25 protein-coding genes are annotated in these 24,031 nt (G+C 63.0%); 14 read left to right on the forward strand and 11 right to left on the reverse strand.

Going from position 1 to position 24,031, the window contains the following annotated elements; all coding sequences use genetic code 11:
- Nucleotides 1-2: 2 nt before the first annotated feature.
- The 4 genes from ACEN42_RS17130 to ACEN42_RS17145 form a co-directional block, all read right to left on the reverse strand.
- Entirely contained in the window at nucleotides 3-737 is a 735-nt protein-coding gene (locus ACEN42_RS17130) for a 2OG-Fe(II) oxygenase (protein WP_371881933.1), read from the reverse strand.
- Between the two features lie 93 nt (nucleotides 738-830).
- Nucleotides 831-1,325 (reverse strand): hemerythrin domain-containing protein, encoded by a 495-nt coding sequence (locus ACEN42_RS17135; protein WP_371881934.1) that lies wholly within the window; start codon nucleotides 1,323-1,325, stop codon nucleotides 831-833.
- 120 nt (nucleotides 1,326-1,445) lie between these two features.
- Complete coding sequence (locus ACEN42_RS17140) at nucleotides 1,446-3,767, reverse strand: ATP-dependent DNA helicase (RefSeq protein ID WP_371881935.1); 2,322 nt, start codon at nucleotides 3,765-3,767, stop codon at nucleotides 1,446-1,448.
- Between the two features lie 42 nt (nucleotides 3,768-3,809).
- On the reverse strand, nucleotides 3,810-5,219 hold the full coding sequence (locus tag ACEN42_RS17145; protein ID WP_371881936.1) for a PLP-dependent aminotransferase family protein: 1,410 nt from the start codon (nucleotides 5,217-5,219) through the stop codon (nucleotides 3,810-3,812).
- A 134-nt stretch (nucleotides 5,220-5,353) separates the two neighbouring features.
- On the opposite strand from ACEN42_RS17145, the gene ACEN42_RS17150 reads away from it, so the two are divergent.
- The 4 genes from ACEN42_RS17150 to ACEN42_RS17165 are packed head-to-tail and all read left to right on the forward strand — an operon-like array spanning nucleotide 5,354 to nucleotide 7,850.
- Nucleotides 5,354-5,482 carry a hypothetical protein gene (locus ACEN42_RS17150; RefSeq protein ID WP_255504025.1) on the forward strand — a complete coding sequence of 43 codons (129 nt, stop codon included), beginning with the start codon at nucleotides 5,354-5,356 and terminating at the stop codon, nucleotides 5,480-5,482.
- Nucleotides 5,479-7,059 (forward strand): FAD-binding oxidoreductase, encoded by a 1,581-nt coding sequence (locus tag ACEN42_RS17155; protein WP_371881937.1) that lies wholly within the window; start codon nucleotides 5,479-5,481, stop codon nucleotides 7,057-7,059. Before ACEN42_RS17150 ends, ACEN42_RS17155 begins: the two co-directional genes overlap by 4 nt.
- Nucleotides 7,056-7,427 carry a hypothetical protein gene (locus tag ACEN42_RS17160; RefSeq protein WP_371881938.1) on the forward strand — a complete coding sequence of 124 codons (372 nt, stop codon included), beginning with the start codon at nucleotides 7,056-7,058 and terminating at the stop codon, nucleotides 7,425-7,427. Before ACEN42_RS17155 ends, ACEN42_RS17160 begins: the two co-directional genes overlap by 4 nt.
- Before the next feature lie 54 nt (nucleotides 7,428-7,481).
- A complete protein-coding gene (locus tag ACEN42_RS17165) occupies nucleotides 7,482-7,850 on the forward strand; it encodes a DOPA 4,5-dioxygenase family protein (protein WP_371881939.1) in 369 nt (122 codons plus the stop codon).
- 56 nt (nucleotides 7,851-7,906) lie between these two features.
- Here ACEN42_RS17165 and ACEN42_RS17170 read toward each other — a convergent pair whose 3' ends face one another.
- Entirely contained in the window at nucleotides 7,907-8,473 is a 567-nt protein-coding gene (locus tag ACEN42_RS17170) for a phasin family protein (protein WP_371881940.1), read from the reverse strand.
- 626 nt (nucleotides 8,474-9,099) lie between these two features.
- Here ACEN42_RS17170 and ACEN42_RS17175 point away from each other — a divergent pair.
- A complete protein-coding gene (locus tag ACEN42_RS17175; protein WP_371881941.1) occupies nucleotides 9,100-9,315 on the forward strand; it encodes an XRE family transcriptional regulator in 216 nt (71 codons plus the stop codon).
- Between the two features lie 36 nt (nucleotides 9,316-9,351).
- Here ACEN42_RS17175 and ACEN42_RS17180 read toward each other — a convergent pair whose 3' ends face one another.
- Nucleotides 9,352-10,290 (reverse strand): DMT family transporter, encoded by a 939-nt coding sequence (locus tag ACEN42_RS17180; RefSeq protein WP_187607931.1) that lies wholly within the window; start codon nucleotides 10,288-10,290, stop codon nucleotides 9,352-9,354.
- Between the two features lie 503 nt (nucleotides 10,291-10,793).
- Here ACEN42_RS17180 and ACEN42_RS17185 point away from each other — a divergent pair.
- From ACEN42_RS17185 to ACEN42_RS17205, 5 genes are all read left to right on the forward strand, one after another.
- Nucleotides 10,794-11,363: a fimbrial protein gene (locus ACEN42_RS17185; RefSeq protein WP_187607930.1), complete on the forward strand. Its 570-nt coding sequence runs from the start codon at nucleotides 10,794-10,796 to the stop codon at nucleotides 11,361-11,363.
- A gap of 76 nt (nucleotides 11,364-11,439) precedes the next feature.
- Nucleotides 11,440-12,186: a fimbria/pilus periplasmic chaperone gene (locus ACEN42_RS17190; protein ID WP_371881942.1), complete on the forward strand. Its 747-nt coding sequence runs from the start codon at nucleotides 11,440-11,442 to the stop codon at nucleotides 12,184-12,186.
- Between the two features lie 218 nt (nucleotides 12,187-12,404).
- Nucleotides 12,405-15,011, forward strand: a complete 2,607-nt coding sequence (locus ACEN42_RS17195; RefSeq protein WP_371881943.1) for a fimbria/pilus outer membrane usher protein — start codon at nucleotides 12,405-12,407, stop codon at nucleotides 15,009-15,011.
- Between the two features lie 23 nt (nucleotides 15,012-15,034).
- A complete protein-coding gene (locus tag ACEN42_RS17200) occupies nucleotides 15,035-16,057 on the forward strand; it encodes a fimbrial protein (protein WP_371881944.1) in 1,023 nt (340 codons plus the stop codon).
- Between the two features lie 120 nt (nucleotides 16,058-16,177).
- The gene (locus ACEN42_RS17205) at nucleotides 16,178-16,384 is read left to right on the forward strand and encodes a hypothetical protein (protein ID WP_187607926.1); all 207 of its coding nucleotides are present in this window, start codon (nucleotides 16,178-16,180) and stop codon (nucleotides 16,382-16,384) included.
- 11 nt (nucleotides 16,385-16,395) lie between these two features.
- Here ACEN42_RS17205 and ACEN42_RS17210 read toward each other — a convergent pair whose 3' ends face one another.
- Nucleotides 16,396-16,827 (reverse strand): hypothetical protein, encoded by a 432-nt coding sequence (locus ACEN42_RS17210; RefSeq protein ID WP_371881945.1) that lies wholly within the window; start codon nucleotides 16,825-16,827, stop codon nucleotides 16,396-16,398.
- Nucleotides 16,828-17,120: 293 nt separating this feature from the next.
- On the opposite strand from ACEN42_RS17210, the gene ACEN42_RS17215 reads away from it, so the two are divergent.
- Nucleotides 17,121-17,459, forward strand: a complete 339-nt coding sequence (locus tag ACEN42_RS17215; RefSeq protein WP_238213349.1) for a hypothetical protein — start codon at nucleotides 17,121-17,123, stop codon at nucleotides 17,457-17,459.
- Nucleotides 17,460-17,511: 52 nt separating this feature from the next.
- On the opposite strand, the gene ACEN42_RS17220 is transcribed toward ACEN42_RS17215, so the two are convergent.
- On the reverse strand, nucleotides 17,512-17,685 hold the full coding sequence (locus ACEN42_RS17220) for a hypothetical protein (RefSeq protein WP_187607923.1): 174 nt from the start codon (nucleotides 17,683-17,685) through the stop codon (nucleotides 17,512-17,514).
- 285 nt (nucleotides 17,686-17,970) lie between these two features.
- Between ACEN42_RS17220 and ACEN42_RS17225 the strand changes: the two genes are divergently transcribed.
- Entirely contained in the window at nucleotides 17,971-18,261 is a 291-nt protein-coding gene (locus ACEN42_RS17225) for a hypothetical protein (RefSeq protein ID WP_035506045.1), read from the forward strand.
- Between the two features lie 63 nt (nucleotides 18,262-18,324).
- On the opposite strand, the gene ACEN42_RS17230 is transcribed toward ACEN42_RS17225, so the two are convergent.
- From ACEN42_RS17230 to ACEN42_RS17240, 3 genes are read right to left on the reverse strand one after another with little or no spacing between them, the layout of a single operon-like run.
- Nucleotides 18,325-19,362, reverse strand: a complete 1,038-nt coding sequence (locus ACEN42_RS17230; protein WP_371881946.1) for a S1C family serine protease — start codon at nucleotides 19,360-19,362, stop codon at nucleotides 18,325-18,327.
- 54 nt (nucleotides 19,363-19,416) lie between these two features.
- Nucleotides 19,417-20,292, reverse strand: a complete 876-nt coding sequence (locus tag ACEN42_RS17235; protein ID WP_371881947.1) for a phosphorylase — start codon at nucleotides 20,290-20,292, stop codon at nucleotides 19,417-19,419.
- Nucleotides 20,280-21,578, reverse strand: a complete 1,299-nt coding sequence (locus tag ACEN42_RS17240) for an L-fuconate dehydratase (protein ID WP_371881948.1) — start codon at nucleotides 21,576-21,578, stop codon at nucleotides 20,280-20,282. Before ACEN42_RS17240 ends, ACEN42_RS17235 begins: the two co-directional genes overlap by 13 nt.
- A gap of 160 nt (nucleotides 21,579-21,738) precedes the next feature.
- On the opposite strand from ACEN42_RS17240, the gene ACEN42_RS17245 reads away from it, so the two are divergent.
- The gene (locus ACEN42_RS17245) at nucleotides 21,739-22,467 is read left to right on the forward strand and encodes a GntR family transcriptional regulator (RefSeq protein WP_371881949.1); all 729 of its coding nucleotides are present in this window, start codon (nucleotides 21,739-21,741) and stop codon (nucleotides 22,465-22,467) included.
- Nucleotides 22,468-22,519: 52 nt separating this feature from the next.
- On the forward strand, nucleotides 22,520-23,998 hold the full coding sequence (locus tag ACEN42_RS17250) for an extracellular solute-binding protein (protein WP_238213359.1): 1,479 nt from the start codon (nucleotides 22,520-22,522) through the stop codon (nucleotides 23,996-23,998).
- The last annotated feature ends 33 nt before the right edge of the window (nucleotides 23,999-24,031 follow it).

Raw genomic sequence — 24,031 nt, forward strand, 5'->3', positions numbered from 1 at the left:
GCTCACTGCGCGTCGTGAAAGATCACGCCGAGCATATGCCGCCGCCCCGACCTGAGGCGGCTTACGCCGTGCTTCATGTTCACCCGATACGGCCCGCGCGTGCCCTGCACCGGCCGATGATGCACGGCGAAGAAAACCGCATCGCCTTGTGAGAGGGGCACCGCTTCCACGCGCGATTGCATTCTCGGACGCTGCTCCGTCATCACGAACTCGCCGCCGGTGAAATCGCGGCCGGGCGCGGAAAGCAGAATCGCCATCTGGATCGGAAAGACATGCTCGCCGTAGAGATCCTGATGCAGGCAGTTGAAATCGCCGGGCACGTAACGTAGCAGGAGCGGCGTCGGCCGTGTCTGCCCCGCGCGATGGCAGCGCTCGATGAACGCCGCGTGCTCGCGCGGATAACGCGTCTCGATGCGCATTACCTCATTCCAGCGATTGGCGATCGGCGCGAGATGCGGATAGACCGCACGCCGCGCGCCTTCGAGCGTTTCGGGCAGTGGATATGCGAAGTACTTGTACTCGCCGCGCCCGAAGCCGTGGCGCTCCATCACGACGCGGCTGCGAAAGATGCCGTCGCGATCGTACAACGCGGCCAGCGCTTCGCATTCGTCGCGCGAAAAGAGCGCGGGCGCCGTGGCGCAGCCGTAGCTGTCGAGTTGCGCTTCGAGATCGGCCCAGTCGAGCGCGTCGATCCGTTCGCCGATATCCTCCGACGTCGCGCGTTCGAGCACCTTCATGTCATTTCTCCGGATGTGCATAAGTTGCCTGCAGTGTGCGCTACGCGCGCGTCGCACGCACTCCGGGTCTTGCTGTGCAATTCGCGCCGCGCATCAGTGCGCCATCGCGCTCTCTGCGATGCGCTCCTTCAGCACGGCCTTGCGCGCGGCCATCTTCGCGCCGATCGCGACGAGGTCCATCTGCGTCCTGCGCACTTCCGGAAACAGCGTGGTTTCCTCTTCCTCGATGTGATGCGTCGTGTTCTCCTTGAGCACCTTGAAGGTCGCGTCGAAACCATCGTCGCCGGCCTTCAGGTTCGCGAACCTTTCGATCAGCGTCTTCACGAGAAAATGCTCGACGTAGGCTTCGTCCACGTCGATGCGCTGGTCTTCGGCCAGCATTTTCTGGGCGACGGGATACAGCATTTCTTCCTCGACGATCGCGTGGATCGTCAGCAACTCGCACGCGCGCTGAACGAGCGCGTTCTTGCGCTCGAAATCGTTGCGTTCCGCGCGTTCGAAGGCATCGAAAAGCTGTTCGATGGCGCGGTGATCGGCTTCGAGCATGTCGAGCGCATCAATGGGTCGCGGGGTATGAGCGGCAGACATGTGGGTTCTCCATTAGTGGGCTCTCTCGGCCCTGTAGGGGCATCTTCGTGTCCCTGAGGCGCCCGGGAGCAGCAAGTTGAATGCCCGCGATTGACCAGTTAACGGCGGCGTCGCGCGCGTCTAAATAGTCGGTCTTCCCGATTCAGCCAGGTCGCGTTGCCGCATCACTTTCACCTGCCACCACGCGGGCAGGAGACGCCGCACTTCCGCGCGCGCGAAGCGGTCGTCGATCAGATAGAGCACGCCGCGATCGAGCGGCCCGCGGATCACACGCCCGGCCGCCTGCACGACTTTCTGCACGCCGGGAAAAAGATACGTGTACGCGTAACCCTCGCCGAACGCCTCGTGCATGCGCGCTTTCATTTCCTGGTTGACGGGATTGAGTTGCGGCAGACCGAGCGTTGCAACGAACGCGCCGATGAGCCGCGAGCCGGGCAGATCGATCGCTTCGCCGAACGCGCCGCCCAGCACCGCGAAGCCGACGCCGCGCCCGTCGGCGACGAAACGCGCGAGGAACTCGCGTTGCGCCGCTTCGCTCATCGCGCGGGACTGCTGCCAGCATGGAATCGACGGATGACGGGCCGCGAGCGCCGCCGCGACTTGCGCCAGATACTCGAAGCTGCTGAAGAAGCTCAGGTAATTGCCCTCGGCGCTTTCGAACTGCGCGGCGATGAGATCGGCGATGCGGTCGACGGAGCGCTTGCGGTCGCGATAGCGCGTCGAAAGATCCGCGATGGCCCGCACGTCGAGCTGTTCGGCGGAAAAGGGCGATTCGACATCGACGCGCACGCTCGACTCCGGCAGGCCGAGCGTATCGGCGTAAAAATGCGCGGGCGTGAGCGTCGCGGAAAAAAGCGCGACGCTGTGGGCGCGCGCAAAACGCGGCGCGAGATGCGGCGCGGGAATCACGTTGCGCAGGCAGAGCACGGCATTGCGCTTCCCGGCGTTCGAACTCATTCGGCCGAGTGTGATGTCGAAGATCGAATGCGAACCGAAGCGTTCCGCGATGCGCGTGAAATGCATGGCATCGAAATAGAAGCGCAAGGTTTCGGGCGTGAAGACGTCGGGTTGTTCGCCGAGCGTTTCGGTCATCAGCGAGACGGCTTGCGCGAGCGCCGTCAGCAGGCGCGCGGGCGTTTCCGTATGCGCCGCATAGTCGATGTTCGCCGCTGCCTGTTCGCGCGTGAGTTCGCGCAAGCATCGCCCGACGCGCCCGAGCGCCTGTTTCAGCACGGGCGGCGCGCCGCGTCGCATCGCGTTGAAGGCGGCCTGACCGAGCGTCGCGGAATACATGCCGCGCGCCCGTTCGACGAGGTTATGCGCTTCGTCGACGAGCACCGACACGCGCCATCGGTTCGCCTCCGCGAGTGCGAAGAGCATGGCGCTCGTATCGAAGTAATAGTTGTAGTCGCCGACGATCACGTCGCTCCAGCGCGACAGTTCCTGGCTCAGATAATACGGACAGACTTCATGCCGCCGCGCGACCTCGGCGATCGACGCGCGATCGAGTTGCGCGCATTCGAGCGCGTCGGCGCGCGCCCCGGCGAGGCGATCGTAGAAGCCCCGCGCAAGCGGACACGATTCTCCGTGACACGCGCGATCGGGATATTCACACGCCTTGTCGCGCGCCACGAGTTCGACGACGCGCAACCGTTCGGCGGCGAGCGTCGTCAGCGCATCGAGCGCGAGCTGCCGTCCCGCGCTCTTCGCCGTGAGAAAGAAGATCTTGTCGAGCCGCTGGCCCGGCCACGCCTTCAGCAGCGGAAAGAGCGTGCCGACCGTTTTGCCGATGCCGGTCGGCGCCTGCGCCGCGAGACATCGGCCGGACACCGCCGAGCGATACACCGCTTCCGCGAGCGCGCGCTGGCCGGGCCGGAAATCCGCGTGAGGGAAGGCGAGCGCTTTCAGCGCGTCATCGCGCGCGGCGGCGTGCTGCATCTCCTGCCGCGCCCACGCGATGAAGCGCTCGCACTGCGTTTCGAAATGCGCGGCGAGCGCTTCGGCCGTCTGCGTCTCGATGAGCACGCTCTCGGTCTGATCGGCGATATCGAAATACACGAGCGCGATCTCGATGGCATCGAGCCCGAGCTTGCGGCACATCAGATGCGCATACACGCGCGCCTGCGCCCAATGCAGATGACGATGATTCTGCGGCATCGATTCGAGCTTGCCGCGATGCGTCTTGATCTCTTCGAGACGGTTGAGCGCGGGATCGTAGCCATCGGCGCGGCCGCGCACGCACAGCGGCCCATACGTTTCCGACAGCGAGATTTCCTTCTGATATCCGGCCGGCCGCCGGCTCGTCACCGTGACGTGGCCCGCGACGCCTTCCTGCGCGCTCGGCGTCGGCGTGAAGCGCAGATCGAGATCGCCCTGTTTCGCGGTGAACTCGCACAGCGCGCGCACGGCGACGGTGTAGGCAGGCTCGGATACTGTATGCATGTACAGCAGTCTAGCACGCAGGCATCGGCGTCAAAGCGCCTTCTACGACTCCGCGCGCAGCAGTTCACCGAGCGTTTTCATCGCGCTTTCGACCTGCGGCGACCACGGATGACCGAAGTTGATGCGCACGTAATTGCCGAACGCGTGACGCGCGGAGAAGATCGGCCCCGGCGTCACGTTGATGCCGTGTTCGAGCCCGCGCCTGTGCAACTGCATCGCATCGACATGTTCGGGCAATTGAAGCCACAGGAAATAGCCGCCGTCCGGCTGCACGAATCCGACGTCCGGCGGCAGCCAGCGCGCAATGGCGTGTTCCATCGCGCCGCGCTGCGTGAGAAGCGCGCCGCGCAGCTTGCGCAGGTGCTTGTCGAAGCCGCCGTGCTGGAGATAATCGGCGATGCCCGCCTGAATGGGGATGCTGGTCGAGATGCTCGTCATCAGCTTGAGCCGCCGGATCGCGTCCGCGAAACGGCCCGCCGCGACCCAGCCGAGCCGGTAACCCGGCGCGAGCGTCTTCGACAGCGATGTGCAATGCATCACGAGCCCTTTGGTATCGAAGGCTTTCGCGGGCGGCGGACGATCTGCCGCGAAATGCAGTTCGCCGTAGACATCGTCCTCGATGAGCGGCACGTCATGCTTCGCGAGCAAATCGACGAGCGCGCGTTTCTTCTCGATGGAAAGCGTTACGCCCGTCGGATTCTGAAAGTTGGTCATGAACCAGCACGCACGCACCGGATGCTTGACGAGCGCTTCGGCGAGCACGTCGAGATCGAGTCCTGCGTGCGGATCGACGGAAATCTCGACCGCCCGCAGGCCGAGATGCTCGACCGCCTGCAACGCCGCGTAGAAGCACGGCGATTCGATCGCGACGACATCGCCCGGTTTCGTGACGGCCATGAGGCTCAACGTGAGTGCTTCCATCGCGCCGTTCGTGACGATGAGTTCCTCGACCGGCTGCGCGATGCCCATGCCGATGTAACGCAGCGCGATCTGCCGCCGCAATTGCTCGTTGCCCGGCGGCATGTCGACGACCGTGCTCCACGGATCGAGCATGCGCGCCGCGTGCGCGAGCGACTTCGCGAGACGCGCCAGCGGAAACAGTGTCGGCGATGGAAACGCGGAGCCGAGCGGCACGACATCCGGACGCTTGACCGCATCGAGCACGGAGAAGACGAGACTGCTCACGTCGATGGCCGCAGGCTCCGCGATCGGCGTGGGCGAGGCTGTCTGCGTCGCCACTTTCGCGCCGGGCGCGACGAAGTAGCCGGAACGTTCGCGCGCGCGAATCAAGCCCCATTCTTCGAGCAGGTAATATGCGCGAAAGACGGTCGACTGACCAACACCGTATTGCGTCGTCAGATGCCGCACCGATGGCAGGCGCGTGCCGACAGGCAAGCGGCCCGCGCGAATCTCGGCGGCCATCGTGTCGGCAAGGGCTTGGTAGCGCTTCATCGCGTGCTTGGGAGAGGGGGCGCGAAATTGTCTCATACGGGTTCGCGAAGGAATATCCACGCGTCGCCGTGCGTTTAATGAGCAAGCGGCTTAATCGCCGCGCCCGGCTTTTCAAACCTTTCGGAGGTGCTTTCATGAAGCTCGCCAGAATCGCAACAGTCATGCTCGCCTTGCTCGCCGGTCTGCTCGCGGGATGTCAGACCGACGGCAGTTCGACATCGTCGGGCACGACATCCGGCAGCGGCAGCAGCGGCGGATATTGACCGCGCAGACGCTGCCGCCGGGACTGTCGGCGGCGCAGTTTCGAGCGGCGCTCGCGGCCTTCGCGGCGGCGCTCGGCAGCGATGCGGTGCTGTCGAACGATACCGCTTCGTATCTCGATCCATTCGCGCCCGGCGACGCGCTCGCGCATGCGCCGTCCGCCGTCGTGTTGCCGAAAGATGTCGAAGGCGTGCGCGCGGCGCTGGCGGTGGCGAATCGATATCGCGTGCCGCTCTGGACCGTATCGACGGGACGCAACTTCGCTTACGGCGGCGCAGCGCCACGCATGAGCGGCTGTGTCGTGCTCGACTTGCGGCGGATGAACCGCATCATCGAGATCGACGAGACGCTCGGCTTCGCGCTGGTCGAGCCGGGCGTGACGTACTACGACCTGCATCGCGCGCTCGGCACGCCACGGAAGTTCTGGCTCGATCCGCCCGCGGCGGGCTGGGGCAGCGTGATCGGCAACACGCTCGAACGCGGCTACGGCACGACGCCTTACGGCGACCACGCGGCGCATCAGTGCGGCATGGAGGTCGTGCTTGCAAACGGCGATGTCGTGCGCACCGGCATGGGCGCGATGGCGTCGAGCCGTGACTGGCAGGTTTTCAAAGGCGGCTTCGGGCCGTCTTACGACGACATGTTCATGCAGTCGAACTTCGGCGTCGTCACGAAGCTCGGCATCTGGCTCATGCCCGCGCCCGAGGGCTACATGATTTGCCGCTACGCGTTCGGACGCGAGGACGATCTCGAGCGCGTCGTCGATACGCTGCGTCCGCTCAGAATGGATGGCACGATTCAAAGCAACGCGGTCATCGAAAGCGCGGTGCGCTGGGCGGCGGGCGTATCGACGCGAAAGACCTGGTACGACGGCAAAGGCGCGATGCCCGACGACGCCATCGACGTGATGGCGCGCAAGATCGGCATCGGGCGCTGGAATCTGCGCTTCTGTCTGTATGGGCCGCCGTCGCTCGTCAACGCGCGGCGCGATATCGTGCATGCGCGTTTCAAGCCGATCGCGGGCGCGACGCTCTTCGAGATGCCGTATCGCGATGCATCCGTCGAGCCCGAAGGCGGCGGCGATCGCGCGCAAGTCGGCATTCCGGGGCTCGAAGCATTCAATTTGCTGAACTGGCGCGGCGGCTCGGGCGCGCATATCGATTTCTCGCCGATTTGCCCGCCCATCGGACGCGACGCCGTGAAGCAGGCGCGCATGGTGCGCGAGCGCGCGGCGCAATTCGGCTTCGACTATTACGGCGGTTTCACGGCGGGCCAGCGCGCGATGCATCACATCTTCGCGGCGATTTTCGATCGCGACGATCCGAAACAATCGCGCGACGCCGGCGCGCTGATCGAAGCGCTGATCCGCGATGCGGGCGCGGCGGGTTATGGGCAATATCGGACGCATCTTTCGTATATGGATCTGGCCGCCGCGCAATACGACTTCAACGATCACGCGCTGATGCGTCTCTCCGGCACGATCAAGGCGGCGCTCGATCCGAACGGAATTCTGTCGCCGGGCAAGCAGGGTATCTGGCCGGCGAAGCGTCCGGATGCAGCGGAAGGAGAAGGGCGATGAGCACGACGCGGCGCGCGTTTCTCATTGCGGCGGGGGCGTCCGGATTGCCGTGGATTTCCGTTGGCGCGGCGGCGCGGGCATCGACGCGAACCTGGGTCATCGATGCAGCGTTGCCCCAAAGCCGCGTGCTGTTGCGGCGAGCACGTCTCGCGAGCGCGCGCGTCGAGTCGCTTTCCGGCGATGCGGGCTGGCTGTGGATCGAGCGATTATCGAAAGAAGCGATGTCGTCGTCGCATGCGATCGGCGGACTGACGCGCTTCGCCGACGCGTTCGTGTTGTCGCAGCTCGGCGCGGGCATCGGCATGCGGGCGACACAACATCGCGCATTCGTCGACGACGCCGTGCTCTGGACGCTCGAACATGGCTGAAAGCGGTTCGGTAGAATGAAGCGTGTCTCAATATTGCCGCGCACGGATGAAACGATGAACGCCACGGACACCCGCACGATCGCCGACTGGCATGCGCACATCTATTTCGATGCCGTGAGCCGCGACGCCGCATGGCAGCTTCGGCTCGTGATCGAGCAACGTTTTGCAATGGAGTTGCAAAGCGGCGCATTGCGCCTGGGACGCTTTCATGAACGTCCGGTCGGACCGCATCCGATGTGGTCGTTTCAATTGGGATTCGGCGGCGACCTGCTCGCACCGATGCTCGCCTGGCTCACGCTCAATCACGACGCGCTCGATGTCTTCATGCATCCGAATACCGGCGACGCGCTCGTCGACCATCGCGATTCAGCCGTCTGGATTGGCCGATCGCATGAACTCGTGCTGAAGAGTCTGGGCGGCTGACGCTCAAAAAGAAAAAGGCGGAACGCGTCCGCCTTGCTTACCGATATCCCGCGAAATTACTTCTTCGCGCTTGCCGTTTTCGACGATACGGCGCGCACGGCCGTCTGGGTCGCGACGGTGGCGTCGTTCTGCGCAGTTTCGACCACTTGCTTCGCAGCTTTTTTGGCGGCTTCGTATGCCGAATTCGCCGATTGGGTCGCGGCGTCGATCGCGGTTTTCCACGCCGTCACGACGGCTTCGCTGCCGACAGGCGCGTTGCTCACGAGGCTTTCCAAGAATGCCTGCGCGTTACGCTGCGACTTTTCGATCTGATCCTGCGCCGCTTCGATGTACCCGCCGCGCACACCCGTCGTGATCTCGTTGATGCTCGTCCAGTACGCCTGCACGCGTTGCGCGCTGTTTTGCAGATGCTGGTTCTGGAGCGCGAAGAATTCCTGCGGATCGCGCACGGAGAACGTCTTGGCGAGCAGCGCCTGATGTTCGTCGAGCGCCGTCCTGGCCGTGCGCACGTTCAGATCGACCAGCTTTTCGAAACCCCCGACAACCTGTGTGGCGAGACCAAAAGTCGTGTCGACGCCCGCCTTCTGTGACGCGATTACATTTTCCGGCGTAAAACTGCTCATGCTCGACTCCATATGGAAGTTGCCAATTGAATACGCGATGAATTTGTGCAGTGCAGCGATTGGTCTATTCTAAGGGAACGATGTGGAGTGTCAATTACGTTTTCCCCGCTTGACTTTAAACCATGTCGCCCATTATTCAAAAATCGCGGCTCGCGATAAGTAAATGAGCAGGCTCATTAAAAGCAAGCGGTCTGATCACACATCACATAATCCGAACGACCATTTGCTTTTCGACAGTATTCCAGTACGCGGAAAAATCCGACCAGTCGGACGGTGAAGATACGCGGCGGTTTAGCTCTGTCCGCTAAGTGGGGAAGGCCGCACCCGCGTAAACACCTAAGCCCAAACTTACCGAATGCGTTGTTTCCCCACTTGACGCATTGGTGTGGTAATTGGAAGAATCTCGCACTGCAACACGCGCATCGGGGCATTCGGCGAACACGGTCTTTACCGGTATTTCTGTCACTGCCTCGTCATCGTGAATCCGTAGGATTCACCTCGCGCGAATGAGCCGGCGCTGAACGGCATAAAGATATAAATCGAGAGAATTGAAGAAAATGGGGCGACATTCCCAAACCCTTGGCCACCTTGAACGTAGTCACGAAGACAACACCTTGCGGCGCGCCATGGCCGCACGACTCGACCGCGCCTTGCAGAAGGCAAACGTCAGTTCCGCCAAAGCCGCCGGCTGGCTCGATGTGAGCGAGCACGACGTGCAATTCTGGCGTCGGGGCATCACGGTCCCGCCGTTCGCGGCATTCAGCCGAATCGCGCGGGCGCTCGACATCGATCCGCACTGGCTCTGCACGGGCCAGGCGCAGCAAGCGCACACTGCCAACTGACTGCGTCCGCTTCGGCTCTCGCGTTTCCCCTGAGCGTCAGACTTCCGTCGATACGGCCGGTGCCGTCTTGCGTCCGTGCAGGAGCACGGTGCCGATGCCGCTCGCGGCGATCACGCACATGCCGATTGCCATCCAGAGGTCCGGCACCTGTCCGAACAGCAGCCAGCTGAAGAGCGCCGCGAACGCGAGTTGGCCATAGGCAAACGGCGTCAGCACGGAAAGCGGGGCGCGCTTGAGCGCCTGAAGCATGAGTCCGTGCCCGAGCGTCGCCATCGTCGCCATGAAGACGACGAGCAGCCAGCTCCCGATCCGCACCTGCGCGACCGCGGGCAAGGTTTCCGCCTGATCCATCCAGACGAGCACGCACAGCAGGATTGTGGCGACGAGCGCCGTGAGGAAGTTGGTCGTGATTGCATCGTCGACGCGCGTGAGATGGCTCGACACCACCTGAAAGCACGCGAATGTCGTCGCCGCGCCGATCGGAAAGATCACGGTCCAGCTGAACTGGCTGCCGCCCGGCCGCACGACGAGCAACATGCCGATGAAGCCGAGTACGACCATCGCCCATTTGCTGCGCGGCACTTCGTCCTTGAGCACGAGCGCGGCGAGCAGCGTGGAAATGAGCGGCGCGAGCATCGCGAGGGAAGTCGAAACCGGCAGCGGCAGATGCCGCAAGCCCGCGAACGTGCATGCGGAATTACTGAGCAGCAGCACCGCCCGCACGATCTGCAGCTTGACGCTGCCCGAACGAAAGAGACCGAATGCGCGGCGCCGCACCTGCCAGACGCCCATCACGATCATCTGAAAGAGATAGCGTACCCAGAGTAGCGCCAGTAGAGGGACCGCGGTGCCGATCAGCTTGACGGTGGAATCGCTTGCCGCGAAGGTCGCGGTCGTCAGAATCATGATGGCGATTCCGGCGCCGGTGTTATCGGTATCAATGCGGTATCGCGTCTTGCCCTCTGCGGTTGCCATCGAGTTCTCGTGATTCGCCGCCACGCGCAGCGAACCGTTGCCCGGCGTTTCTGCTGACGGCATATATGAAGGAACGGCTCTCAGACCGTTGCTTCGATTCTCCCGGCATCGCCGGGCGCTGGCAAGGCGACAGTAAAGTTCTTTTCCGCCTTGTTGTGCTCAGGTCACGATACAGGAAATGTACTAGACGGTTCGGACAAATTGGGATTCGGCGCGGGCGAGGGCGGTCAATCATCGGACTAATACAGGAAAAGCGCTTCGATCCGTCCACTTCGGCATTCGCCTCCTAAAGAACGCCCATCTCAATTTGAGATTTGGATTAGAGCTTTCTTAGGCTCACTTTTTTACTATTCATTTCAACGCAGATCGCCGCGACAGCCAGCCACCAGGCATCACGCTGGATGAAAGCGCAACGCGTTCTCCGATGCGACATGGCATGCAAGCTCAGCCATACGCGCCGAATCAGTCCGAAGTCATTCATCACGAGTTTTCTGGAGCATTACATGCAAAAGCGCATTACCCTGGCTGCCGCCTTCGTTTCCATGAGCGTCGTCGCTTTGATGTCGATGAACGCGCACGCCGCCGACGGCACCATCACCATCAACGGCGCGCTTTCGGACACGACGTGCTCGATCAACGGTGTCGCGACCGGGGCGCCGGCCAACGTCACGGCGACGCTGCCGAACGTGGACTCGGGCTCGCTGCCGGCCGCGGGCACGACGGCCGGCACGTCGAGTCTCGGCGACATCAAGCTCGCGCTGACCGGTTGCGGCGGCGCGGCGACGAAAGCCGTCGCGCGTTTCGAAAACGGTCCGACGGTCGATCAGACCAGCGGCAATCTGGTGAACCAGGCGTCGGCATCGCCGGCGGGCAACGTGCAGGTTCGCTTGCTAAACGCCAAAATGCAGCCTATCAATATCCTCACCAACCAGAACAACGACCTGGCCACGAACGGCGCAGCCATCTCGGGCGGCGCCGCCATGCTGAACTATTTCGCCCAGTATTACGCAACGGGCAAAGCAACCGCGGGCAGCGTCAACACCACGGTGCAATACACGTTGCAATATCAGTAATGAGCGCGCCGGACCGTCCCGATGAGGCATGGTCCGGCTCGGCGTCTGCGCACGACGGGACATTCAGGTAGCGGTAATGAAAATAGCGAAGTGGTTGATTGCGATATCGACAATACTCACGGTTCTGTTCGCCGTCGCCGCGCATGCCAGCGTCACGATAAGCGGCACGCGCGTGATCTATCCGCTCGATCAGCGGGAAGTCAGCGTGAAGCTGAACAACGATAGCCGCACGCCGGCGCTCGTGCAGGTATGGATGGACGATGGCAACGCGGACGCGAAGCCCGGCGATATCAAGACGCCCTTCGTCATCACGCCGCCGATTTTCCGCATGGACCCGAGCAAATCGCAGACTTTGCGCCTGATGTATGGCGGCGGCGCCTTGCCGCAAGATCGCGAGTCGGTGTTCTGGCTCAACGTGCTCGACGTTCCGCCCAAGGTCGACGCCAAGGGCGATGCCAATACCAATACGCTGCAAATGGCCTATCGCACGCGGATCAAGGTCTTCGTGCGGCCGCCGCGCCTCGTGGGCAGCCCGGACGAAGCACCGAAAACACTCGAATGGCGCGTCGTGCCGGCGCCTCAGGGCGCGGGCCTGGCGCTCTCCGTGTCGAATCCGAGTGCGTATCACGTTTCGTTCAGCGAAATTTCCGTTTCATCCAATGGACGCACCTACAAGAACGAAATGGGCGGCATGGTCGCGCCACGTTCCACGCAAATCATCCCTGTGCCGCAGATGAGCGGCGTCACCAGCGGAAAGATTCGTTTCATCGCGATCAGCGATTACGGCGGTCCCATCGAGGGCGACGCCACCATCGGACAGTAGCGCCGCCCAAGCGATCCGCCGCGTCTTCACGCATATTGCGTTTCTCGTCTCGAAATAATCGAGCGCGCGAGTTCAATCGTGCCGACGGTTTTTTGAAACAGACCGTTCACCTATCTCAAAATTCGAACTCGTCCTAGGTACTTCTATCTCGATAAAAAATAGCATCGGTTTGTTGGACATCGATCCTTCGATATCCGAGAAACCGAAACCGCTGAGATATGAAGTCCCATCGTCATCAATCGCTTTCTACCCTCGAATTGAGCCGCACGGCGGCGCTGGTCCTGATGACCTTCGCAACGGCAGCCTTTGCGAGCACGGAGCGGGCGCTCGCCAGCGAAGCGCCCGGCGTGGTCGAGTTCGACACCACGTTCCTGCGCGTGGATTCGAAAGGCGATTTCGATGCAAAGCGATTTTCACGCGGCAACGTCGTGTCACCGGGAGTCTACGCGGTCGATATCGTCGTCAACGACAATCGCGTCGCGCGTGACGAAGTGCGTTTCGTGGCGGTGGACGAAGGCGGCAACGCGATGCCGTGTCTCACGCGCAAGATGCTCGAAAGCGCGGGCCTCGATCTCGCCCGACTCGCGGCCGAGCGCGGGCAAAAGGATGAGACGCCGGCCGACGCCTGCATCGACTTGCGCGCGCTCGTGCCGGAAGCCTCAATCGACTTCGATTTCAGCGAGCAGAAACTGGCGCTTTCCATTCCGCAGCGTTACATGCGCGCATCGGCGCGCGGATACGTGTCGCCGGAGTTGTGGGATCGCGGCGTGAATGCGGGCTTCCTGAGTTACAACGCGAACACCTATCGGACGCGGGCGGGCGGCGAGCAATCGACGCAGAATTATCTGGGGCTCAACGCGGGCGTGAACGTCGGTGGATGGAACCTGCGTCATCAGTCGTCGCTGACTACATCGACTGGGCAGGCAACGCAGTTCGACAACATCGCGACCTACGTCCAGCACGACCTAACCCGCTTGCGCGCGCAAGCCGTGATCGGCGACGTGCAGACGACCGGCGACGTGTTCGACTCCGTGGCGTTTCGCGGTGCGCAGATCGCCACGGACGATCGCATGCTGCCGGAGTCGTTGCGCGGTTTCGCGCCCGTCGTGCGTGGCACGGCGGATTCGAACGCGCTCGTGACTGTGCGTCAGAACGGGCAGATCATCTACGAAACGGGCGTGACGCCCGGCCCGTTCGAAATCCGCGATCTCTATGCAACGGGTTCGGGCGGCAATCTCGATGTCACCGTCATGGAAGCCGACGGACGCGCAAAGCGCTTCACGGTGCCGTATGCATCGGTTGCGCAATCGCTGCGTCCGGGCACGACGCGCTTCGCGGTCACGGCGGGACAACTCCGCGACGATTCGCTCGGCACGAAGCCCGGCTTCGCGCAATTCACGCTGCAGCGCGGCCTGACGAATCTGGTCACGCTCTATGGCGGCGCGATCGCATCGGAGGGCTATGCCGCCGTGAATGCCGGCGCCGCGCTCAATACGAAGTACGGTGCATTTGCGAGCGATATCACGGTCGCGCGCACGCAGGTTCCGGGCAAACACGCGATGCAGGGCAAGAGCCTGCATATCGGCTATGCCAAATTCGTCGATCCGACCGGCACCAACCTCACGCTCGGCGCATATCGTTATTCCGACAGCAGCTATCTTTCCTTCGCCGATGCCGCCCGCGTGCGCGACGCCGCGCGAGACGGCGGCAATCCGGCCGATCGCAATCGCGGCCGCGTGCAACTGACCATCGATCAGCGGCTCGGCAATCAAGGATCGGTGTTTGCGACGGTCTCGTCGCAAAGCTACTGGAACCGTCCGGGAAACGACACGTTTTTTCAGGCGGGTTATTCGAACCGTTTCAAATACGGCACCTATAGTGTGACTGCGGACCGCACGCAGAACTCGGACGGCGCCATGTCGAATCGGTTGATGGTGAGCACGACCATTCCGCTTGGTCATTCACGTCATGCGCCGCAACTCACGACGAGTCTGAACACGGGCGGCGGCGCGACGAACATGCAGGCGAACATCGGTGGATCGGCGGGGGAACGCAATCAGTACTCGTACAACGCGTATGGTTCGCTGGGGCAGCAGCCGGGCACCGCCATCGATTCGAACGCGGGCGTGAGCGGCGCGTGGCGCGCGCCGCGTGCGCAGGTCAGCGCGTCGGCAAGCGGCGGGCCGGGCTCATCGCAGGTGTCGGCGGGCGTGAGCGGATCGATCGTCGCGCATCCGGGCGGCGTGACGTTCTCGCAGACGGTTGGCGATACTTTCGGCATCGTCGAGGCGAAGGGCGCGGAGGGCGCCAGCGTGTCGAGCGCGACCGGCGTGAAGATCGATTCGCACGGTTACGCGGTCGTGCCTTATCTCACGCCCTACAGCATGAATAACGTGGACATCGATCCGAAGGGCAGTTCGCTCGATACGGAACTTCAGTCGACGTCCGAACAGGTGGCGCCGCGTTCCGGTTCGATCGTCATGCTCAAGTACAAGACGGTAACGGGACGCGCCGCGCTGATCCGCGCACCGCGCCTCGGCGGCGATGCGCTGCCGTTCGGCGCGGAAGTGTCCGATGGCGCGGGTCATGTGGTGGGCGTCGTTGCGCAGGACAGCCGCATTTTCGCGCGTGGCGTCGAGGAGAAGGGCACGCTCGTCGTCAAGTGGGGCAACGGGGCGAGAGAGCAATGCAGCATCGCGTATGCGTTGCCCACGAAAAGCAATAAGTTGACTGCGGGGTATGTGTCGGTGGAGTCGCATTGCGTGGCTTCGCATGCATTCATTGCTGCGTCAGCCGGCGACGCGGGTTCTCAAGACCGATGGTGATCGAGATGAGCTTAGGCGAATGGATGAACACGCTTCGCAAGGACCGCACGCCCAACGCTTCGGGCGCGATGTGCAGGATCATTTCGAAAGGCGAAGCAGCGAAAACATGCGCGATCCTCGCGCTCGCTGCGTCGTGTCTCCAGGCAGTGGCAGGCACCTTGACATTTCCGACCGCCGGTTCCATGCCTGTCCTGAGCTTTCCCGCCACCCTGTCAGCGTCGCGCGATGCACCCGTCGGCAGCATTCTGAATACGGCAGCGGGCAACGGGGGCCTTGCCGCCACCGGCTTCACCTGCGATGTGCAGAAGAATGTGACGGTGAGCGGCACGCTCGTTCCGGGAAGCACGAATGTCTATCAGACGAGCGTCCCGGGCATCGGCGTGCACTTTTACATCACGAGCGGATGGGGCGGCTCATGGGTATCGGTGCCGGTGTCGCAGACGCTGACACAGCCGAACGGAAGTACGGCGCACTACATGCGGGCCGATCTGGTGGTAACGGGGCCGGTCGGCAGTGGCGCCGTTGCAACGTGGCCTTCCGCGACAGTGACGTTCACGGGCAGTTGCATGACGACCGTGACGGCGACACAGTACCTCACTGGCAGCGTGGCGATGACGAGCAACACATGTAGCGTGACCACGCCGAGCCTCGACTTTGCGCTTCCGAAGGGGTTGAGCAAGGATCTGGTCGCGCCCGGCGCCACTTCGGGCGATACGACCGTGTCGCTCGGTCTGAACTGCGCTGCGGGCGTCAAGGTTGCCGTGACGCTGTCGGACGTCGTCAGTCCACAGAACCGGTCTACCACCTTGAGCCTGGCTCCCGAATCATCGGCTGCCGGAATAGGCCTGCAAATCCTGAATGGAACGACTCCCGTGGCGTTCGGCGCAGATTCGGCGGTTGCGGGCAACACGAATCAGTGGACGGCGGGCACGGCAAGCGGCGGCGCCATGCAGATTCCGCTCACGGCGCGCTACGTTCGCACGTCAGGCACGCTCATCCCGGGAAGCGTTCACGGCAAGGCAACCTTCACGATGTCGTATCAGTAGCGCGACATTCGTCGGGAAAGCATCGGAACCGGACTTGTTTGTTTCACACGAAAGCCTTGCCAACCTCGCTCCGACGCCTACACTTAAAGTAGTTTCTGAACTGCTTCAACGGAGGCAACAATGAGAACGAGAACTCGCGAAGTCGTACGCATGCTCGCGACATTCCGTCATTCGGCGCATTGCCGAAACCTGCGTGCTGCGGCGGCAGCTCAGGAAGTGCGCGACCTCGCCAACGAAACGTCGTCCGTCGGGACATCCGAAGAGGACGAGCGTGCCGAACCGGAGATCGGACCGGTTGTCCGCAAGCCGCATCCCGGCATGCATTGAAATGCGCACGCTCAAACGCCTGCCGGATTCCTGAACGGCGAGAAACGCCAGTGCCCGCTCGCGTCCTTTACGGCGATCGCGCCATGCTCGTGCAGCACTTCGCCGATGGCGCCTGGTTTGATGTCGTCGGAGATACGGATGACGAGCAAGGTGCGTTGCGGCGCGGCGTCGTCGCTGACTGACGGCGTCTGCGGTTGCTGTAGCGGCTCATGCGGCACGTAGCGGTTGCGCGCGCCGATCACGCCCTGATGCTCGCCGTGCGCAACGTACTCGGCATCGTCTTCGTCGTGCGTGGGTGGCAGCAGCGCATCGATGTCGATTTCGCCGCGTCCTGCCCGGTAAAGATGCGCATCGTCGCGTCGCAGGCCTGCGAGCTGCAATGCGCGAAGCGCGTCATGTCCGTCGCGATAGCATCCGAACACCCCAACTATGACCTGATTCATCGTCGCCCCCTCTCTCGGCCCGCATCGTTTCCTCGAACCAAGCAACTGATGTCATCCTGCGCGGTCTTCGATTCGCTTCCGCGCTGTTCGATTCGTCAGATGATCTCCAGCAACGGGCGTTCCCGCATGATGGTTTTGAAAGATGAGTGTCAATGAGCCGTTTCCCGCAGGTTGCGACCCCAACGGCTATCACCTAAAGTAGCTGAGCTTCTTTCCCGGATCCGCGCGTCACGCAACGCGCTCTTCGCGAGGTTCGAATGATTGCGAAAGCCTGTGCTTGGGTACTTGTACTGATGGCAGGCTCCGCAGCGGCGGCGCCTTGCTACAACGACGGCGATGTCGTCACGCTCGAAGGCACGGCGACGCGCCAGGCCGCGCATGAAGGGGATGCGTCCGCGAAGCCCGCGTGGGTGCTTTCGCTGTCGGGCCCGATCTGCGTGCTGAGCGCGAGCACGGGCCAGAACGCGCGGCAGCAGTCGAACGTGTCGGCGGTGCAGATCATCGATGCAACACCCACGGAAAACGCGCGCATCCAGGTGACGGGCAAACTCGTCACCGGCAACGTCAGCGGTTATTACGCGGTGCCCACCGCGATCTGGGTGCTCAAGCAGCGCGTGCTATCGGGACAATGACGCCCTCGGCCCGCATGGGCGATGCGTCGAAACCCGCGAGAAGTGCGAACGATCAGGCCGCCTTCGCGTGCGCCTGATAGCGCCAGTATTCAGCGACGACGATATGCAGCGGTTGATCGTCGAGCTTGCGTTCCTCGGCGAAGCGCAATAAGGCGTCGAGTTGCGCGCCGGTGCAACGGAATGCTTCGCGGCGCGGAGCCGTCTGGTTTTTCTTGTGCGTGGTCATGGCAATCCTTTTTAGGACCTTCCCCGACAGGGCAGGATCGTTCGACGGGGCGGCCCGTGCGCGCGAACGCTGCCTGCTGCTTTCACATTAAGCCGGAGCCGCGCACGCGCGACCGGCTGTTAGCGCACATAGCCGTCAAGACATGACAGATAGCGCAAAGCGCGGACCCGGGTATGTGCTTAGGTCTCGTTTGCTTTCACCGCTGGAATAAACCGTTCGACTGTGCCGTTTAGCATGTGTGAACCCGCGCGGGAACCGAGACGCGGGACGAGGGAGGAGAAGCCTGTGAGCGCCGATCAACAAGCGCACGAGGAGCTCGCGCACATCGGGCGGATGATCGCGGAACTGGAGCGCGTCGCGGCGACGGAGCGCGGCGAACCGAAACGGTATGCGGTCATGCGGCCGGAGTACTGGCAGCGGCGCATCGATGCGTTGATCGTCGCATCGACGAACGAGCCGCTGCGGCGCGATGCGGCCGCGTTGCGCGAGCGCCTGGCGGAAGTTTTCGCCGATGCGCACGAACGAGATACGGGGCACGCGGGAGAACCGGCGCGGGAGACCGGCAGCAGAAAATGAAGCGAAGCGACGTGCGTGGCGGCGCGTGTGACGATCGGACGATCGACATGCGCCGCCGCAGCGTCAACCCGTTTGCTCGACGGGCGTCACGTCGATATCGAGCTTCTGCGTGCCGCGCAGCACCGCGATCTTCACGGGCTTGTCGATACGCGATGCATCCAGCGTGCGCTGCAAGCCATCGACACTATCGACGGCGATGCCATCCACCGCGACGATACGATCGCCCGTGCGCAAACCGCCGAGCGCGGCCGGACTGCCTTTCACGATCTCCATCACATGGACGCCGCTCGCAAATGCGAGTTCGAAGAAGCGCTGCACGCGCCGCGAGATCGGCGTAGTCGTACCCGCCACGCCGATATACGCACGCCGCACGCGCCCATACGCGAAGATCTGCATGATGACCCACTTGGCCGTGTCGATCGCGGTGGCGAAGGAAATGGCCTGCGCGCCGGAAATGATCGCGGTGTTCACGCCGATCACTTGCCCCGCCGAATTGATGAGCGGCCCGCCCGAATTGCCAGGATTGAGCGCGGCGTCGGTCTGGATGACGTCGTAGATCATGCGCCCCGAGGTCGATCGCAGCGAGCGGCCGAGCGCGGACACAACGCCTGTCGTCACGGTCTGCGCGAGCCCGAGCGGATTGCCCACCGCGATCGCGATCTGCCCGACGCGCAGGCTGCCCGAATCGCCGAGCTCGACATGCGGCAGCGGCTCCGCCGAGCCGATGCGCAGCACCGCGAGATCGCTCGCGGGATCGTCGCCGACGAGGTCGGCATCGAAGCGCGCGCCGTCCGCGAGCGTGACCACGATATGCGTCGCGCCGTGCACGACATGGCTATTGGTCAGCAGATAGCCGTCCGGCGTGAAGATGAATCCCGAGCCCGTGCCGCCGACATTGCGGCGCGTGCCGCGCGGATCGGCGACCTGGCGCTCGACTGCGATGAACACTACGGCTTGCTGCACGCGCTCGAGTGCGCCGATGACCGTGCGCGAATAGGCGTCGAGCAGGGCTGAATCGTCGATATTGCCGAGCGGGGCGGAGGGCGCGGCGTCCTGCGCCCCGCGCGCAAGATCGTCGATGAATTGAGGCCGGCTTCCCATGTTCCTAGAACTCCAGATGTCTGGAAGCCGACATGCGGGTCGCCGCCGCCGATTTCAAGAGATGGTTGCGTTTGCGAGCAGCTTCATCGGCCCGAGCGATTCGACGACGTCGCGCTGTGCGGCGTCGCGCACGAAGAGCGAGCCGGCGAAGCCGAGCGCATTCACCGCGACGCCTTCGACGTGCGAGACCCCGCGCGGCACCGCGAGCATCCAGCGGCGCGTGACGAGCAGGTTGTAAGGCCTGCTCTGATGCGCGACGCCCGCGACGTCGAGCGGCTGCACGCCGATCGCGTCCAGCAGTTGCAGATAGATTGCGTGGGCGTTCGCGGGATCATCGTTGTCGAGCCATGTGGCCGCGTGCGCGAACGCGAGTTGCGGTGCGCGAAAAATGCCGCTCGTGCGCGCGGCGTCGATGAACGGTTCGATGGGCAAGGCGTGACCATCGAGCGGCAGCGGCACGATCTGCAGATGCTTGTGCGGCTGGCTCGATCCGGCGACTGTGCCGCCGTTATAGAAGCCGAGCCCATCGAAGCGTTCGAGGCAAGCGAAGAGCGCCGCGAAGTCATCCTCGCCGATGAGCGATTCCTGCGGCTCGAAATCCGTCGTCACGATCAGCAGATGATGCGCGAGCACGTTGAACTTGTTGAGCAAAAGAAAGTGCCGCTCGCCGATATCGCCCACGCGCAGCGCTTCCTCGCAGGGAGAAAACGGATCGCGCCATGCGCTCGCGGCGTCCGCCGTGGCCTTCGCCGCGAGCTTCGACGCTTCCTCCTTGCGCGCGAGGTTCGCCGCTTGCCGCACGAGAAACGGTACGCCGCCATCTTCGATCACGCTTTGCACCGTGTCGAAGGAACGCAGCGCGCCGCACGCGAGCGCGCGTTCCGTTTGCGTGACGACGTCCTGCCACGAAGGGGCGTTCATTCGCGCCATGCTTCTCCTTTGCCGAACTCGTATCGATCGAGCGATGCCGCGTGCATCTCGATGCTGTAGCCGGGCGCCTGCGGCGGCATATAGCGCCCGTTTTCGATGACGACGGGATCGAGAAAATGCTCGTGCAGATGATCGACGTATTCGAGCACGCGACGATCGAGCGAGCCCGACACGCAGATGTAATCGAACAGCGAAATATGCTGCACATACTCGCACAAGCCGACACCGCCCGCATGCGGACACACCGGCACGCCGAACTTCGCGGCCATCAGCAGCACGACGAGCACTTCGTTGAGACCGCCGAGCCGGCAGCTATCGATCTGACAGAAATCGATCGCTTCCGCTTGCAGCAACTGCTTGAAGATCACACGGTTCTGGCAATGCTCGCCGGTCGCGACGCCGATCATCGGTGCAAGGCGCCTGCGGATCGCGGCGTGGCCGAGCACGTCATCAGGGTTCGTGGGCTCTTCGATCCACCACGGATCGAACTCCGCGAGACGGCGCATGTTCGCGATCGCTTCATCGACTTCCCAGACCTGGTTCGCGTCCATCATCAGCTTGCGCCCGGGGCCGATTTCCTCGCGCAAAATGCGCGCGCGCCGCATATCTTCGTCGAGATTGCCGCCGACCTTCTGCTTGAAATGCGTCCAGCCGGCTGCTACGCCCTCACGCGCGAGCCGGCGAATCTTGTCGTCGTCGTAACCTAGCCAGCCCGCGGATGTCGTGTACGCGGGAAAGCCCTGAGCGAGCATTTCCTTTTCCCGTTCGCCGCGTGTTCCATGAATGCGCTTCAATAAGGCCAGCGCTTCCGATGGCGTGATCGCATCGGTCACATAGCGGAAGTCGAGACAGCGCACGAGCTGCTCCGGACTCATATCGACGAGCAGTTTCCACACGGGCTTCTTCTCGCTCTTCGCCCAGAGATCCCACACGGCATTGACGACGGCAGCCGTCGCGAGATGGATCACGCCTTTCTCCGGGCCGATCCAGCGCAATTGACTATCGGATGTGAACGCGCGCCAGAAGCCGCCCATGTCCGCGGCGATATCTTCGATGCTCCTGCCGACGACGAGCGGCGCCAGCGCCTCGACCGCCGCGACGACGACTTCGGTGCCGCGTCCGATCGTGAACGTGAGGCCATGACCCGCGAGTCCGGGCGCATCGGTTTCGAGGATCACGTAGGCGGCGGAATAGTCGGGCGCGGCGTTCATCGCGTCCGAGCCGTCGAGCGAACGCGAAGTGGGAAAGCGGATATCGCGCACGGAGAGCTTCGTGATGCTGGTCATATTCATCTCCTCAGATGGTGGCGTGACGGCGATGCTCAGGGTTCGAACGGAGGCCTTTATAAAGGCACGAATATGCTGCAACGCACGGGCGCAATGGACATTGACAACCCGTGTTGCACCTCCTAGCCTGCTAGCATGTTAGTGCGAAATCAAGGGCGGCGTGAGCTCATCGACGAATGAAAACAGTCTTGCCGCCGACCCTTACCGCGCATTGCCCCGCTTGCACGGTTCGGAGCGCGGCAGCCTCACCGACGCCGTCGAGGAGGCGCTGCGCGCGGCCATCGTCAATCTGGCGATGGAGCCCGGCATGATGATCGACAAGCTCGCGGTGTGCGAGCGCATGGGCGTATCGCGCTTTCCGGTCTCGTCCGCGCTGGCCAAGCTCGCAACCGTGGGGCTCGTCGAAGTCTTGCCGCAGCGCGGCACACGCGTCATGCCCATCGTCATGCACGATATACGTCAGCATCTGTTCATCCGCAGCGCGCTCGAAGTGGAGACCGTGCGCACGCTTGCCGTTGCGTGCGATGCAGCCACGCTCGATGCGCTCGATGCGAACCTCGAACGCGAAACCGACGCAGTGCAGCAAGGTCTGCACCGCGAGTTTCATCTGCTCGATCTCGCGTTCCATGAATTGCTTCTCGATGCAATCAACTTGCCACGCGTGAAGGAAATCGTCGCTGCATCGCGCAATGCGCTCGATCGCGCGCGCCGTCTGATGGCGAGTCCCGAGCGTCACGCGCATACGCTCGCCGAGCACAGACGTATCGCCGATGCGATCCGCGAACGCGATGGCGATGCCGCCGCGCGCGCGATGCACGATCACCTGGATGAAGTCGTCGCGGAGCTGCGGCGCTTTTCCGCTGAAAGACCGGACCTGTTCAGGGAGTAGGAGACAAGAAAGACGAGTGATACATGTGGTCAACCGCAATGGAGGAGACACAATGAACCTGTTCAAGCAAATGGGCGCCGTGACCGCGCTCGCGGCCGCATGTCTCGCCGCTTCGCCGGCGATCGCGGCCGAGGACTTCAAGGGCGTGACCGTCAACGTGATGACTTTCGTCGGTCCGCAGATCGCCGAGCCGCTGCAACGCCGCGCGCCCGAGTTCGAGAAGCTCACGGGCGCGAAGGTGAATGTGCTGACGGTGCCGTTCTCTGACCTTTATCAGAAGCTGTTGACGGACTGGGCGTCGGGCACGAACTCCGTCGATGCGGCGGTTTTCGCGCCGCAATGGATGGTCGATTACACGAAGGGCGCCTTCCTCGAAGACCTGACGCAGCGTGTCGCCAAAGACACGGCGTTGAAGGAAGACGACGTGATGCCGTTCTTCGTCGATTTCTCGCAGAAGTACAACGGCAAGACCTATCTCGTCGCGCTCGATGGCGACTTCCAGATGGTCTACTACCGCACGGATATCCTTCAGCAACTCGGCAAGCAGCCGCCGAAAACCTGGGACGATTACCTCGATATCGCAAAGGCCGCGAACGGCAAGGCGTTCGGCGGCGACGGCAAGCCGGTCGCGGGTTCGTGCATTTCCAAGAAGCGTAACGCGCAGGCGTATTGGGCGATCATCTCGATCGCGGGCGGTTACCTGCAATCGAAGGGCACGGCGCAAGGCGCGTTTTTCGATCCGCGCAACTTCAAGGCGCTCGTGAACAACGACGGCTTCAAGGAAGCGTTGCGCGTCTACAAGGAATCGACCACGTACGGACCGCCCAACGAAATCAATCTCGATGTCGGCGACACGCGCAGCGCGTTCATCTCCGGCCATTGCGCATTGACGCTCGACTGGGGCGATGTCGGCGTGCTGGCGATCGATCCGAAGCAGTCGAAGGTGATCGACAAAGTGGGGGCGGTGATTCTGCCCGGCTCGCGCAAGGTGGTCGATCGCGACACGGGCAAGCTCGTGCCGTGCGACAAGACCCGGTGTCCTTATGCGATCGACGGCGTGAATCACGCACCGTTCGCGGCCTTCGGCGGCTGGTCGGGCGGCATCAATGCGAAGGCGAAGCCGAAGGTGAAGGACGCCGCTTATGCGTTTCTCTCGTTCATGAGCCAGCCGGCGCAATCGAACGTCGATGTGACGATCGGCGCATCGGGCTTCAATCCGTATCGGCGTTCGCAATTCACGGACATGTCGGCGTGGAAGAAGGCGGGCATGAGCGACGCGGCCGCCAAGTCGTATCTCGGCGCGATCCAGCAGAGCCTGCAAAGCCCGAACATGATCATCGACCTGCGCATTCCGCAGAACCAGCGCTATGAACAGGTCGTGCTCGATACGGCGGTCGCGCGCTTCGTTGCTGGCGAAATCGATGCGGATGCCACGATGAAAGCCATCGATAGCGGCTGGGGCGAAATCACCGACGATCTCGGCAAGGACACGCAGTTGCGCGCATACAAGGCGTCGATCGGCGCGAAGTGACGAAGAAGGCGGGCGCGTTCATTCCCGACGCGC

Origin of the sequence: Caballeronia sp. S22, from assembly GCF_964261745.1 — a bacterium.
Lineage (GTDB): Bacteria > Pseudomonadota > Gammaproteobacteria > Burkholderiales > Burkholderiaceae > Caballeronia > Caballeronia jiangsuensis.